A 14,831-nucleotide genomic window follows, 5' to 3' on the forward strand; every position below is an offset into this window, starting at 1 on the left:
GGACTACACCTTCACCAACCCGCAATACCGCCAGGAACACCGCGCGACTGACGGCAACATCACCCACCAGTCGCAGAACTATGAGCGCTTCGACTACCCCGGGCGCTACAAGCGGGATGCGGTCGGTGTCCCGTTCACCGCCACCCGCCTCACGGCCCTGCGCCACGATGCGCGCATTGCCGAGGTCGAGGGCGACGATGTGCGCCTGCAACCAGGGCTGAGTTTCACCCTTGTCGAGCACCCGCGTGAAGACCTCAACGTGCACTGGCGCACGATCAGCGTGCACCACGAAGGCATCCAGTTCACCAGCCTGCAGGAAGAGGCCACCGGCGCCGAGCAAGGCACGCGCTACAAACAGGAAGCCGTACTGGTGCCCGGCAGAGGTGAATGGCGCCCGGCACCGTTGGCCAAACCGCGCATCGACGGCCCGCACATGGCCACCGTGGTCGGCCCGCCCGGCGAGGAGATCTATTGCGACGAGTGGGGCCGGGTTAAGGTCAGCTTCCCTTGGGACCGGGAAAGCAACAACAACGAATTCAGCTCCTGCTGGGTACGGGTGTCGCAAGGCTGGGCCGGCGGCAGCTGGGGCTCGATGGCGATTCCACGGATTGGCCAGGACGTGATCATCCAGTACGTCAACGCCGACCCCGACCAGCCGATGATCACCGGGCGCACCTACTGCGGCGATCAGCTACCGCCTTACGACCTGCCCGAACACAAGACGCGCATGACCATCAAGAGCCAGACCCACAAGGGCGATGGTTTCAACGAGCTGCGTTTCGAGGACGAGCTGGGCAGGCAGGAAGTCTTCATCCACGCAGAAAAAGACCAGAACAATGTCATCAAGCATGACGAAACCACGCAAGTCGGTAACGACCGCAGCGAACGTGTCGAAAGAGACGAGACTGTTTCGATTGGCCAGGATCGACGGGAAGATGTTGCCCGGGATGAGTCTGTCAGCGTCGGGCAGAACCGTGTACAGGAAATCGGCAATGACGACAGCCTGACCATTGGCCGGACCCATACCATCATCACCGGCCAGGACCGCATCGAACAGGTCGGCAACCATCGCCAGGACACCACCAAGGCCAACCACACGGTAGAAATCGGTGGGCACCTGGAGCAAGTCGTGGCCGGTCACAGTACCTTGCAGACAGGTGAAGCCATCCGGCACACCACAAAAGTCTACGACATCCAGGTCAGCGAAAGCCTGACAATCAGGAGCCCGGCCGGCTTGCTGCGCATCGATGGCGCCGGCATCACGCTGGACGGCCTGGCGCTGGCCTTCAAGGGGCCGCTCAGCCAGCAGACAACCGGTAGCCAGCGCACGACATCGACCTCTGGCGTACCCGAACCTGGCGAGCCCGTTTGCCTCAGCTGTTTGCTGAAAGCGATCGAGCAAGGCCACAGCGTGATTCGCATGCAGGGAGCAAGCTGATGCCCAGCCCATTTGTCAGAGCAATGGTCGAGGTGCTGCGGGCATCCGACCGGTATCGCCTGAGCGCCATCGTGGAAATGGCCAATCTGTCCCCCAAGGCACAGGATGAACTGACTCGGCACTATGCGGACCGCTGCTGGCCGCTGTTGCAACAAGCCCAGTTCAGCAACCTGCGAACGGCAGGCCCCTGGCTGTTCGGATCGCGGCCCGGTTCCGATGTGTCGGCCCAGTACGATTTTCAATGGCAACTCGAGCAGCTTGCAGCGGGTGCGGTATGTGGCTGGGTCGTCAGCGCGCTACCACCGGTGCAACTCGCCCGGCATTTGAGCCATGCCAATATCGTCACGGGCCCTGACGGCCATTCGTACCTCTTGCGCTTTCAAACCGCTGCAGCTTTGCAAGTGCTCGACAGGCACCGCGAACTGCCAGGGATAAGCGAGTGGCTGGCCCCTATTCATCACTGGTGGTCACCGGTGACGCACCCGAACAAACGGTTGTGGCAGCAGATTTCCGGTGGGGATCAGCCTACAGCCACACACATTCCGCCCATCACATTGAACGAAGACTGTTGGGCCGATCTGGCAGGTGACCCGCTGAGCTACCAGCTTGCCGAATTGCTCAATGACGGGCAGTCCTGCCCGGCGCTGGCGGCTGTTTGCCACGGCACTCGGGTCGGCCTGATCCAGCACTATCTGGATGAAGCGCGCGAACAGGGCCTGGACCGTGAGAAAGACCTCATCAGCTATGTGCTCATGCAGGTTCGCGACGGCGAGCATCTCAGCAACTCAACAGCCTGGCAGAACGCGATTGCCGCCACACGCGAGCAGCACACATCCCTGATGGACAACGTGCAGCGATTCCTGCGCACTAAGGACTGAGGTACACAAACATGGACTCTCTCAGCAAAACCCTCGATCTGTGCAGGCACATCACTGAGGGCTACCGCCCCGCCCTGCGCAGCAGCCCCGTCGCCGACTGCACCCGCCGCTTCGAACTGCTGCCCCTGCGCTATGCCGCCATCGGTGGCAACCCAGCACAACGCGCCCGCCTGCCCAAATTGCCGGGCTATCTCAGCCCGTTCCAGGATGTCGGCGAGCTGACTAATTCCAGCTACGCCATCCGCCCACTGCGCGAGGGCTTTCTCTACCTGCTGATCAAGCGCCACAGCGAACCCGCCTATCAATGGCACAGCCAGTACCGCGTAGCACCCAACGGCTCGCTGTTGTACATCAGCGCCGACGCGCCCTGGGCGCCGGCCCCCAGTGCCAGCAACATGGCCGAAATCATCCGCGGCTTTGGCTGGACCATCACCCTCTACGACCTCGACGATATCCAGGAACTGCGCCCGCTGTTCAGCCCTTCCCCGCTGACCCCGCGTATGCTCGACAACTACCGCCTGCTCGACGACGAGTACCGCAGCAGCCTGCCGGCCATCGATATCGCCCGTTTCATCCAGCCCTCCGATGCGCCACCGCAACCCCACGTCCTCAAGCACGATCAGCTGGGCTGGGTTGCCGACTTCAAGGCCCAGGGCGACGCAGACCTGCAAGCGCTGCTGGACCTGCAGCCGTTCAACAACGACCAGATCGTCTCACCACACGCGTCACGCCAAGCCCTGGCGCCGCTGGCGAATCAAACCAAGCCGCGTGGTGCAGCCATCGTCATCGAGGACGCCATCGGCATTACCCAGGAACTCAATGCCTGGCGCAATGCTGCGGTCGACGAAGTGAAAACCCAGTGGCTACAGCGCGAGGTGGAGCCGGGCGTGGACAACGAACGCCGGCTACTGGTCGCGCAATCGTTTCTGGAGATCGAGAAGCTCTATCCGCAGATGGTGGCCGACCGGATCGTCAAACAGGCGGTCATGGCTGAGAACGTTCGCCATCAACCGTTCGTCCACGCGGAAATCTACACTTTTTCCGAACGGGCCAGGCAGCAGGCTGACGCGCATGACGAGCAGATGAAACCGCACCTCGCCAAGTTCGAGAGCGATGTGCGCGCCAAGGTCCAGGCTCGCCAGGAGGCTGGCGAGTTCAGCAAGAAGTTTGAGCAGAAATACGGCCATCTGATCGACCGCCAGGCCATGCACGATCAGCTGGAAGGTTTCGAGCAGGCGATGCAGCAGGCCCAGCACGCCGCCGAGGAGCGGGCCAAGGATCATGCCAGCTGGGTGATCAGTGAGCGTCTTTTGCAGGCGCTGGACCGCTACGACAATGCCGACCTGATCAATGGCCTGGCCTTTGCCGAGCAAACCGGCCAGTGCGTGATAGGCATGGAGCTTAGCGAATGGGGCGCGACGGTGCTGGACCACTGGTGGCGCAGTGACGTGGCGGATCGGGACAACCTGGCAATGCGTGGCATCACGTACAACCAGGACGATATTCGTGAGGAGCTTGCAGCATTGCGGGAAGCAGCGAAAGCTGAACCACCTTCAGAATCATCGTTCGTGCTACGCGAGTCACTGGCCCGGCAAGCGCATATCGCGGCCGGTGCCTTCGGGCGAATCAACGCGCTGTACGAAGAATTGCAGAACAGAAGCAGCACGGCCAGCATCGGCTTGTATGCCTGGTACGTCGCGCTGGGCCGGCAAGTGCTGCGCACTGGAGCTCCCAACAGCGTGGACCGCGCCCTGCACCATGGCTTGCGCCTGACACTGTTTGCTTCGGTGCATGAACCGGCTGTCGATTTTCGCCTGGGTGAAGCGGCTCGCAACGGACAACCATTAGACCCTCAACGCAGCGCCGGCCAGGTTTCACGGTACCTGGACCAGGCCTGGGCTGAAGGGCTGATGCAGGCCGACAGCAAGAAGAGTGACTTCTATAAGGTGCGCGCTGCCGGCCTGGTATGCCTGCTCGAAGGTATGTTGATGGCCTTCAAGGCGCGAGAGCTGCCCGACAGTGATGCACGGGTTAAGACCGAACTCATGGCGGCGGCGATGACCACGGCTGCGGCGGGGTTTGAGATTGGCGCCAGTTATGTGGATCAAGTGGTAACGCGATATGGGGCGAAAAGCGTTACGGGGCGAGGGGCAGCAGCGGTACTGGGGAGGTTGAAGCTTTGGGGGGCTAGTCTCGCGGGTACTGGGGGGCTGGTCTTGTCATGGTGGGACTTCGTCGATGCGGCAGAACATTATAGGTATGCCCAAAATAGCGCTGCTGGACACAGTACAAAAAAATCAAGAATACTAGCACTAGCCTATTCATCGCGGGCTCTGGCGACTATTACATTATCATTAGCCGAAGCGGGATCGGCCATTGCAACCGCAAAGCCTTTCTTTGACTCACTCTCACGCAACACCCAAAACAAAATTGTGAAAATGCTGGCCAAATCCATGGCAGCATTGGCAAGCAAGCTTGGAACGCAAGCCGCTCGTCTATTACTCACTCGCCTAATATTGGGGGCATTCTGGGTAGGACTCGTCATCACTATAATAATTTACATCTTTGAGGATGACGCGCTGGAAAAATGGTGTAAACGTAGCTGCTTCCAATTAGGAAAAAAATCCAATCACTACGAGGAGTACGAAGAGTTAAGTAAACTGCACGCGGCTTTCAGCGAGGTCATATAATGTATTTGATCGAGTGGGGACTCTGGCAGATGGCAACCGAGTCGAAAGCTCAACGTAGAGCGTATGAAGCAGGTATGACACCTGCAGAAAAACGTGCCAATAGAAATTTTTATGAAGGCGACCTGGATGAAAATATACATTTTAGCCAGGTCAGTGATAACCCTCGCGCACGCGGACCTGTTTATAATTTAAATGAAGTATTCATGGATTTGCGCTGCGGGGGGGGCAGAGGAAAAACGGGGACTTATTACCCTCGCTACATTAGGTGGCGTCCTCCCTGGGGTAGCTTTCGGGATATTCATGACTGCTGGCTCTATCTGGTTTGACATAACCCAGCCTGAATCAAGCTCCTTTTTAGCCGCATTGCTTACGATTGCCGTGGCTTTTGCCTCGGGATCCGCATTATATTTTTATTTAAAATACGGCATAAAATTCACTCGATTGGAAGTATTGACCACTCGTCATCTACTTATTCGCTTCAACCGAAAAACTCAACAGGTCCACTTGCATCGGCCTGACAGTTGCGGCGGTATCGTAACCTTTCCCTGGAGAACAACTGGCAGCACGGGGATCTATCCAGAAGATGATTCCCTAAGCGCCGGCATGCGACTCGGCCTTGTCTGGCACCCCAGCCTCACCGGCCTGCCGCACATGGAAATGGCCTTGGTCGGCAAGCAAGGCCAAGGCGGCAGCGAGCTGCGTGACGAGTGGGAATTCATCCGCCGTTACATGGAAGAAGGGCCGCATGCCGTCCCCCGCCCCCGCCTGAGTACTCAGCTCCCCTCGCCCATCCAGGCGTTCAGCGCCCAGTTCGAAGGCCTTGGCCGTTTCTTCCGCAAAAGCAGCTGGCTGTCAAAGGTCGCCCTGTTGATGGTCTGGCCCGCCTTTGTCATCGTCGGCACCGGGCATTGGCTCAGCCTGATGCTGTGCTGGCGACCTCGCTGGCCAAAGGTAATCCGCGAGGCCGGCATGCCCGGCAAGCCCGTGCCCCCCGTGACCACCCTCAGCGACTACCCACCAGCAATCCAGGAACGCCTGCTCGCCAATGCCGACCGCTGGCAGCTCAAGCCCGGCAAAAGCCCGGCGAAAAAGCCGCGCAAGCCACGTACGTCCAGAAAACCCAAGGAGATTGATTGATGCATCACATTGTCCTTGAAGATGGATCGTGCCCATGGACAGACCGGACAATGCGTGATCGGTATGGAATTCGCGAATGGGGCACGACGGTGTTGGACCACTGGTGTCGCAGTGACGTGGCGGATCGGGACAATCTGGCGATGCGTGGTGTCATGTACAACGAAGACGATATTCGTGAGGTCTTGTGATGTACTTGATCGAATGGGGGTTGTGGCAGACGGCAATCGAATCAGAGTCCAGGCGAAAAGCAAACGAAGCAGGGTTGACGCCTGCTGAGAGGCGCGCAAGTCAAGATCTTTACGAGGGTGACCTGGAGAAAGATGTCCATTTTCGCCCCGTGAGCGAGACGGCTCATACTCGTGGCCCGGTGTTCGCCTTTAACGACACCTTGAAATCTGGGGCTGCTGCGCAGCCCATCGCGACACAAGGCCGCCCTCATAGAACGGCACATAACTCATTGATTTAGAAGGGACTCTTTGGGAGCTGGTTTACCCGCGAACACCGGCGCAGCCGGTGCCATGCACCGCGTTAAATTCTTCGCGGGTAAACCCGCTCCCACAGGGTACGCGGAGCGCTTGCCAGTAACAGTTCTCTGCGCGACAGGGCAGCCCAAAGGGCTGGGTGATCTCCTACAGCGAGGGCGCGTCAGTTTTCAGAGCTCAAACGTATACCCCACAATCACCCGGTTCTCATCCGCCGCATCGGCAAAATTCGAACGCATGCTCGCATTGCGCCAGCGCAGAGACACATTCCTGAGTGGGCCTGACTGCACCACATAGGTGATGTCCGTGGTCCGCTCCCACTCCCGCCCTTCCCCATCCCGCGCCGCCAACGCCCTGCCCTTGGCACTGGCGATGCGCTGCGGGTCCACCTGGTCGCCCTTCACATATCGCACATTGAAGGTGAGCCCAGGGATACCCATGGCTGCGAAGTTGTAGTCATAGCGCAGCATCCACGCCCGTTCGTTGGCCAGGGCGAAGGTGCTGACTTGCTGTTCACTGAACAGGTAGGTATCAGTGCCGCCCACATAGGCATATGCCGTGTCGCCACGCACTTTCTGGTAGCCACCGCTGAACGTATGGCCCTTGATGTTGTAACCAAAGTTGGTACTGAGCGCCTGGTTGTCGACCTCGCCCAGTAACGCCCGACCCTGCTCGCGGGCGTTGAACCAGCGCCACTCGGTGAACACCTCCCCTGGCCCCAAAGCGTTCTTGAACTTGAACCCGGCAAAATCCCGACGGAACAGATCCTTGAGCTCACTGGTATGCAGGCTCAAGGTCAGGTTGGCCAGTGGCTGATAATCGACACCTGCGTAATTCAACCGGTCGCTGGTAACCGTCGCCGGATAAGCGCCTTGCTGCGCCATGGCGGTCAGGTCCTCGAAGTCGGTTGAATCACGCAATTTGGTGGCATCCACCTGCAGCAGCGTGAACACAAAATGGTCGAGGTCTTTGCTGACCAGTTGCGCACCGTTGTACCACTGGGGGAACAAGCGGCTGTTGTTGGACGCCAGCAATGGCAGCTGCGGGCTCAAGCCGCCGACCTTCAACTCGGTCTGCGACAGCTTCGCCTTGAAGGTTGCGACAGCCTTGGCGTAGTCATCCGCAGCACGTTTGTCGCTACCACGGGGCAACAGGCCGGTACCGCTGCGGTCGGGTGACGAATCCAGCTTGAGCCCGAGCATGCCAGCTGCATCCAGGCCGAAGCCGACCGCGCCCTCGGTATAACCGGACTGCAGGCGCAGCATGAAGCCCTGGGCCCATTCACCACGCCGGGATTGCGTGGCGCTGTCGCCATGAAAGTCGCGGTCGAAATAGAAATTGCGCAGTTCCAGGCTGCCTTTGCCGTCTTCGATGAAGCCGGCCTGTGCCGTTTGGCAGGCGCAGCAAAGCGCCGCGAGCATCAGCGATGCTCGCCGGGAAAGAATGATCATGGGTGTGCCTTGTTCTTGTTGTTGTTCGAAGACTCAGCGCCAATCAGCTTCTGGGGTTGCGCACGTAGCGCATTACCACCAGGCAGGCGATCAGGATCAGCGGGGCGATGGACAGCATGCCCATGTAAGTGCTGCCAGTTACGTCATTGATCTTTCCGACCATCACCGGTGCGACAATACCGCTCAGCTGCCCGACCGAGTTGATCGCAGCGGTGCCAGTGGCAATCGCCAACCCTGAGAAGGTCGACTGCGGAATGGTCCAGAAGATCGGGATGGCGATGAAGGTGCCAGCGGTGGCCAGTACCAGCGCGGCCATCATCGCCACCGACGAGTCGGAGTACAGGCACGCCAGCAGGTAACCCAAGGCCGCCGCGAGCAGGCAGTACACCAGGTAGCGCTTGCGCTCGCCGGTGCGGTCGGAGCGGCGAGTCAGCAACACCATACCGATGCAGGCCACCGCATAAGGCAATGCCGACAGTACGCCAACCCACAGCATGTCCTGCACCCCCGAGGACTTGATCAGGTGCGGCATCCAGAAATTCAGGCCATAGGACGCGGTTTTCACCACGTAGTAGATGAACGCCATGATCGCCACTTCGCGGGTCAGCAACACCCGCCAGATCGAGCCAAGCATGGGCTTTTCGGTGCGTTTGTCTTGGGCCAGGTTCTGTGCAAGCAGGTCCTTCTCTTCACGGCTCAGCCATTTCGCTGCTTCGATATCGCGGTCCAGTTTCCATAGCACCAACAGGCCCAGCACCACGCACGGCAGCCCGGACATCAGGAACAACCAGTGCCAGCCGGCCAGGCCCAGCACGCCGTCCATGGTCCCCAGCAAGAAGCCCGCCGCCGGGCCACCCACCGCACCGGCCAGCGGCACGGCCAGAAACCACAGGCCATTCATCTTCGCCAGGTGCTTGCGCGGGAACCAGCACGCCAGGTAAAACAGGATCGCCGGGCCGAAGCCGGCCTCCATCACGCCAATCAGAAAGCGCAGGAAGTACAGGGTGTACTGGGTGTAGGCAAACACCAGCGCAGCCGTGGCCAGGCCCCACGACACCATGATCCGGCAAATCCACGCCGGTGCCCCGTAGCGCTTAAGGCCTAGGCTGCTGGGTACTTCAAACAGCACGTAGCCGACGAAGAACATGCTCGCGGCCAGGCCATAGGCGGCATCGCTCAGGCCCAGTTCCTGCTGCATCTGGGCTTTGGCGAAACTGATGTTGATGCGGTCGAAGTACGAGAACAGGAAGCAGATGATGGCCAGCGGCATGATGCGCCAGGCCACACGGCGGTATAGCAGCAGTTCGTTGATGTGGCTGTCGTTGCGCTCACGCGCCAGTTCGCCGGTCATGGCAACCATGGTGGATCTCCATTCTTGTAATTATTGGAGAGCAGCGACGCCTCGGCGGGCGCCGCTTGCAGGGTTTTCAGCGGATACGGACCAGCTTTTCCTTGAAGGCCTGGCCTTTGCAAACGTACTCGGCAGCGTTGCGTTGCATGCCGGCGATGGCTTCTGGCGTCAGCTCGCGCACGACTTTGGCAGGCGCACCGAGGATCAGCGAGTTATCGGGGAACACCTTGCCCTCGGTGACGATGGCGCCAGCACCGACCAGACAGTTTTTGCCGATGACCGCGCCATTGAGCACCACTGCCTGGATGCCGATCAGCGCGCCATCGCCGACGCTGCAGCCGTGCAGCATCGCTTGGTGGCCGATGGTCACGCCCTGCCCCACGGTCAGGGCAAAACCTGGGTCGGCATGCAGTACCGCGCCTTCCTGCACGTTGCTGTGCTGGCCAATGCGGATCGGTTCGTTGTCCCCGCGCAACACAGCCTGCGGCCATACGCTGACGCCCTGTTCGAGGGTAACGTCGCCAATTACGCTGGCATCCTCGGCAACAAAGGTTTCCGGGTGCACACTGGGCGCAAGGCTGCCGTACTGGTAAATCGCCATATCAACCCCTCCTCAGGCATCGTCGTCGGTTTTCAGCACACCGGCCGCGCACAGCTGGGCAATGTGCGCGTCGCTGTAGCCCAGTTCACGCATCACCTGGCGGGTATGCTCGCCAATCCGCGCTATCGCCCGGCGTGGCTGCAGGCGCTGGCCGTCCAGTGACAACGGCAGCAAAGGCATCGGCGTGTGGCTGCCGTCTTCCAGTTGCAGGTCGGCCATGCCACCGCTTTGCTGCAGGTGCGGGTCGTCGAACAGCTCTTCCGGGCGGCGGATCGGTGCAAAGGGAATGCCGTTGGCCTCCAGCTGCAGCGCCAGTTGGCCGGCGTCCAGCGCTGCGAACACTTCAGCCAGGTGCGCCAGCAGCCGTGGCCGTTGCAACACGCGGTCGTTGTTGCTGGCCAGCGTCGGGTCATCGAGCAAGGCAGTCTGCCCCAGTAGCTGGCACAACGCATGCCACTGCCCCTCACCGGTGGCGGCGACGAACATCTGCTCGCCACCGGCGAAGGTGAACACGTCATAGATGGCCCAGGCACTGATACGGTTTGGCATGGGTGCCGCCGCCTCACCGGTGACCACGTACTGCTGCATGTGCTGGGCAGCCAGCAGCACGCAGTTCTCGTACAGGGCGCTTTGCACCTCGCGGCCGTTGCCGGTGGTGTGGCGCTCGTTGAGCGCGGCCAGCACGCCAATGGCACCGAACATGCCACCCATGATGTCGTTCACCGAACTGCCGGCGCGCAGCGGGCGGCCCACCGGCCCGGTCATGTAGGCCAAGCCGGCCATCATCTGCACCACCTCGTCCAGCGCCAGGCGGTTGTCGTAGGGCCCGCTGAGGAAGCCTTTGTGCGAGGCATAGATCAGCCTTGGGTTGCGCTGGCGCAACGCGGCATAGCCCAGGCCCAGCTTGTGCATCCGCCCGGGCTTGAAGTTCTCGATGAACACGTCGGCGGTATCGATCAGCTGCAGCACGGCCTCGCGGCCTTCGGGCGTTTCGACATCCACGGCAATGCATTGCTTGTTGCGGTTGAAGGTGCGGAAGAAGCCTGCCCCGGCACCCAGCAGCCGGCGGGTGCCGTCGCCGCGCACGGGCTCGATCTTGATCACTTCGGCGCCAAGGTCACCGAGGATCATGCCGCAAGTCGGGCCCATGACCATGTGCGAAATCTCGACGACACGGATGCCGTCCAAGGGAAGTCTGGACATCGTGATACTCCTTGTTCAGGCAAGTCAGGCGTGCTGGGCGGCCTGCGGAAAATTCAACGGCAAGCCGGCGCGGGCGATACAGCCGTAAAGGGCCTCGCCCGGCAGCGCGTCGCTCAGCACTTGCCGCGACGCAATCAGTGCAGGCAGGCCGATGCCGGTGTCGTAGCCCATGCTCTGCAGCATGAACACCAGATCCTCGGTGACCGTGTTGCCAGAAGCGCCAGGGGCGAACGGGCAGCCACCCAGGCCGGCCAGCGAGGCATCCAGCTCGCCGATGCCCTGCTGCACGGCAACCAGGCTGTTGGCCAGGGCGAGGCCACGGGTGTCATGGAAATGCGCGGCCTTGAGCCGCTCACCGGCAATCGCCCGCACGGCCTGGAGCACCGTTGCCACCTGGCCCGGGTTGGCGTAGCCGGTGGTATCGCCCAGCGAGACCAGATCGCAACCGGCCTCGATTACCTGGCGAGTCAGCGCACAGAGGTCGGCCAGCGGCACATCACCCTGGCGGGTGCAGCCAAAAGCGACCGACATGCCAGCCATGACCTGTACCTCATGCAGGCCCATTTCAGTACGCAGTTGGCACATGCGCCCCAGTTCCTCGACCATCTCCATGGGCGTGCGGCGCACGTTGGCCAGGCTGTGCGCCATGCTGACCGATACCGGGGCGACGATGCGATGAACACCGGACTCCAGCGCGTCCCTGGCCCCGCGCAGGTTGGGGGCCAGCACGGTCACTTGCAGGCCCGGGTATGCAAGGGCATGGGCCACTACTTCGCGGGCATCGGCCATTTGCGGCAACAAGCGCGCCGGCACGAACGAGGCGACCTCCATGTGGCGCACGCCGGCGGCGTAGGCCGCGTCGATCCAGCGGCGTTTGGCGGCTGTCGGCATGATCGCCTGCAGGCTCTGCAGGCCATCGCGCATGCCGACTTCGTTGATTGTTATTGTTGTCATCACGGTCTCTCTGTCTCAAGCGTTGCGCCAGACTAAGAGCTGGATGGCGGGCAGAAAAGACGTGTTTCACGGGCTGATCCATCGTCAGCCACGATGGATCAGCCCGCTGCCTGCCAGGCCGGTGCACGCAGCAGCAGGTGGTCGAGCAGGCGCCGCGCCGACAGCGACAAACTGTGCCGGTCACGCATGCAGATGACGAACTCGCCCAATGCCCAATCGTCGGTCAGCGGAATCACCCGCAGGTCGAACAACGCCGCATAGCGGGCCACGGCTTCCTGGGGGAACACCGCCAGGCCCAGGCCGAACTGCACCAGGCGGTACGCCGCATCGAACGACGATACGTACGAGCGAAATCGCAGCTCTCGGCCGGCCTTTTCAGCACTCTTGCGCATGAAGGTGTTGAGGGTGGCAAAGGCCGACAGGCCCAGGTGTTCATAGGCCAGTGTCTCTTCAAAGGCAACCTGGCTGCGCCCGGCCAGGGGGTGGTCGGCGCTGACCACTACGGCCAGGTGGTCCTGGCGGTATGGCACGAACTCCAGATCACCCACCGCCATGGATTTGCGGCAGATGCCCAGGTCTGCGCTGCCCTCGGCCACACCGCGTACCACATCGGGGCTGAAACGCTCTTCGATATCGGCCTGGATCAGCGGGTGCTGCAGCATGAACGCCGACAGCTCTTCGGGCAGGAACTCCATGATCGACGACACATTGGCCAGCACCCGCACATGGCCGCGCGCACCTTCGGCGTACTCGCTCAGTTCACTGTCCAGGCGCTCCATGGCCCGGGTCATTTCCCGGGCATGGCGCAGCAGGGCCAGCCCTGCCGGGGTGGGTTCCACGCCACGCTTGCTGCGTTTGAGCAAAGCGGTGCCGAAGCGTGTCTCAATGTCGGAGATACGCTTGCTGACCGCCGACGGCGCCATGAACGCACGCTCGCCAGCGCGGGCGATAGTGCCCTCTTCACAAACAACGATGAACAGGTTCAGGGACAGGTGGTCGAGGGGCTGCATTGCGTGGCTCGGCTGCTGGGATGGAAAGGCCGACGCAATGTAGCAAAAACATCAATGGCCTGTGGGAGATCACCCAGCCCTTTGGGCTGCGCCGTCGCGCATGATTGGGTTGAGGGTGCCTACCCCAATCCCCCAAATCTGGGGGAACAGGGCCCACCGTCAATGGTCGACAATTTTCCCCTCGCAGAAACTGGATCCCTTATCCCACGTGGCCTGCAGCGGTATCTTCACGGTTTGGCACGCCTATTGCCGATCTCCTGTCAGACGCCCCAAGTCCATGGGCCCGTTTGCAGGAGGAAGTGACTCATGCACCGACCGATACCCCACCCGCTGGCAGTCGCGATTTTCGCCGGCATGCTCCAACTTCCGGCGCAGGCCGCCTTGAATGCTGTCGACCCAGGCGCCTACGTCCCCGCCAACGGCGGCTTCCCCGCCTGGTACCAGGACAGCCACGGTCGTACGCTTGACCTGTGCCTGAGCAAGGCCGTCAGTTCTCGTGTCGCTGGTGCACCCGGCGCACCGTCGTACATGTGCACGCTGCTGCCAACCCCCGGTGTGTTCGACGATACCAAGCCCATCGTCTTCCCCACCAACTTCCCTGACGAAGCGTTCTGGTTTACCGCCGACGCCGCCATCGTCGACGCCGCCCGCGGCATCGACCTAGGCTACGGCTCCGCCATCGAAGCCGCATTTGCCGCAGAAGAGCCGGTCGACGGCGACCAGGTCAGCTTCGCCCGGGTGCGTATTCGGGTCGACGTGCCAACCGCCGGCACTTATGTGATCACCCACCCCTACGGCGTGGAAGTGTTCGACGTGCCGGCCGGAGGGCGCCGGGCGATCAACATGACCCGCGACATCGGCATCGCCGGCGCAGGCGACTTCTCCGGCGCGCTCAAGGGCGACGTCGGGCCATTCCTGCGCAGTGTCAACGGCCCCTACACCGAAGGCAACGAACGCTTCATCGGCGACCCCAACCTGGATGAACGGGTAACCGGTAGCCCGTTCAACACCAACTACGTACGCATCGAAGGCCCTGGTGGCATCGACCTGCGCACCGAACTGTTCTCGATCTCGGGCAAGCTCTCGACCGTCGCCCTGCCTACCCCGCTGATGCCGCAACGCAGCACCTATTCACGGCACACCGTGAATGGCGACCTGCGCGCCCAGCAAGACATCTTTGTAATGGCCCCGCCACCACCTGCCAGTGTCACCCTTACCAGCCAGACGCCAAACCTCAACCTCACCGAGGCCAATGGTACCGGCGCCTGGTACGCGCAGTCGGCCCTTGACCCGGCCGCCGGCACCATTCTGACGCTGACCGCCGACAACAGCGTGGCGATCCCCACCAGCAGCCTGACCACCAGCAACGTGCCGCTCACCGACCTGGTCACCATCACCCAGGCCCAGTACAGCCTGTCCACCGGCGAGCTGACCCTGGTAGCCAGTAGCAGCGACGAAACGTCCCCCCCCCTCCTGACGGCGCAAACCGGCAACGGCACGGCAATCGGCAACCTGAGCGGCAGTGGCGCAGTGAAGACGTTGACCACCGGCCTTACGCCCGTTCCGCCAGCCAAGGTGCAAGTCATCAGTGCCCACGGCGGCAGCGACACCGAAGACGTGGTGCTGGTGCCATGAA

The 14,831-nt window shown here is 61.6% G+C and carries 10 protein-coding genes and 1 pseudogene; 5 read left to right on the forward strand and 6 right to left on the reverse strand.

What is annotated here, in order from left to right; all coding sequences use genetic code 11:
* The 4 genes and pseudogenes from tssI to ABE456_RS08775 all read left to right on the forward strand — a co-directional run.
* A partial coding sequence (gene tssI / locus ABE456_RS08760) for a type VI secretion system tip protein TssI/VgrG (RefSeq protein ID WP_346643533.1) occupies positions 1-1,438 on the forward strand: 1,438 nt, incomplete at its 5' end.
* Positions 1,438-2,316: a DUF4123 domain-containing protein gene (locus ABE456_RS08765; protein WP_346643534.1), complete on the forward strand. Its 879-nt coding sequence runs from the start codon at positions 1,438-1,440 to the stop codon at positions 2,314-2,316. The genes tssI and ABE456_RS08765, both read left to right, overlap by 1 nt.
* A gap of 11 nt (positions 2,317-2,327) precedes the next feature.
* Entirely contained in the window at positions 2,328-5,006 is a 2,679-nt protein-coding gene (locus tag ABE456_RS08770) for a T6SS effector BTH_I2691 family protein (RefSeq protein WP_346643535.1), read from the forward strand.
* Positions 5,006-6,143 (forward strand): annotated as a pseudogene (locus tag ABE456_RS08775) (hypothetical protein). The gene ABE456_RS08770 and the pseudogene ABE456_RS08775 overlap by 1 nt, the downstream one beginning before the upstream one ends.
* Positions 6,144-6,795: 652 nt before the next feature.
* Here ABE456_RS08775 and ABE456_RS08780 read toward each other — a convergent pair.
* The 6 genes from ABE456_RS08780 to ABE456_RS08805 form a co-directional block, all read right to left on the reverse strand.
* Positions 6,796-8,076, reverse strand: a complete 1,281-nt coding sequence (locus ABE456_RS08780) for an OprD family porin (protein ID WP_346643536.1) — start codon at positions 8,074-8,076, stop codon at positions 6,796-6,798.
* A 43-nt stretch (positions 8,077-8,119) separates the two neighbouring features.
* Positions 8,120-9,436 carry an MFS transporter gene (locus ABE456_RS08785; RefSeq protein WP_346643537.1) on the reverse strand — a complete coding sequence of 439 codons (1,317 nt, stop codon included), beginning with the start codon at positions 9,434-9,436 and terminating at the stop codon, positions 8,120-8,122.
* 67 nt (positions 9,437-9,503) lie between these two features.
* Complete coding sequence (locus ABE456_RS08790) at positions 9,504-10,028, reverse strand: gamma carbonic anhydrase family protein (RefSeq protein WP_346643538.1); 525 nt, start codon at positions 10,026-10,028, stop codon at positions 9,504-9,506.
* Between the two features lie 12 nt (positions 10,029-10,040).
* Positions 10,041-11,231 (reverse strand): CaiB/BaiF CoA-transferase family protein, encoded by a 1,191-nt coding sequence (locus ABE456_RS08795; protein ID WP_346643539.1) that lies wholly within the window; start codon positions 11,229-11,231, stop codon positions 10,041-10,043.
* A gap of 24 nt (positions 11,232-11,255) precedes the next feature.
* Positions 11,256-12,185 carry a hydroxymethylglutaryl-CoA lyase gene (locus ABE456_RS08800; RefSeq protein ID WP_346643540.1) on the reverse strand — a complete coding sequence of 310 codons (930 nt, stop codon included), beginning with the start codon at positions 12,183-12,185 and terminating at the stop codon, positions 11,256-11,258.
* Between the two features lie 98 nt (positions 12,186-12,283).
* A complete protein-coding gene (locus ABE456_RS08805; RefSeq protein ID WP_346643541.1) occupies positions 12,284-13,195 on the reverse strand; it encodes a LysR family transcriptional regulator in 912 nt (303 codons plus the stop codon).
* Positions 13,196-13,501: 306 nt separating this feature from the next.
* Here ABE456_RS08805 and ABE456_RS08810 point away from each other — a divergent pair, with 306 nt between their 5' ends.
* Complete coding sequence (locus ABE456_RS08810) at positions 13,502-14,830, forward strand: hypothetical protein (protein ID WP_346643542.1); 1,329 nt, start codon at positions 13,502-13,504, stop codon at positions 14,828-14,830.
* Position 14,831: the final 1 nt, after the last annotated feature.

Origin of the sequence: Pseudomonas sp. TWI929 (genome assembly GCF_039673335.1) — a bacterium.
Classification (GTDB): domain Bacteria; phylum Pseudomonadota; class Gammaproteobacteria; order Pseudomonadales; family Pseudomonadaceae; genus Aquipseudomonas.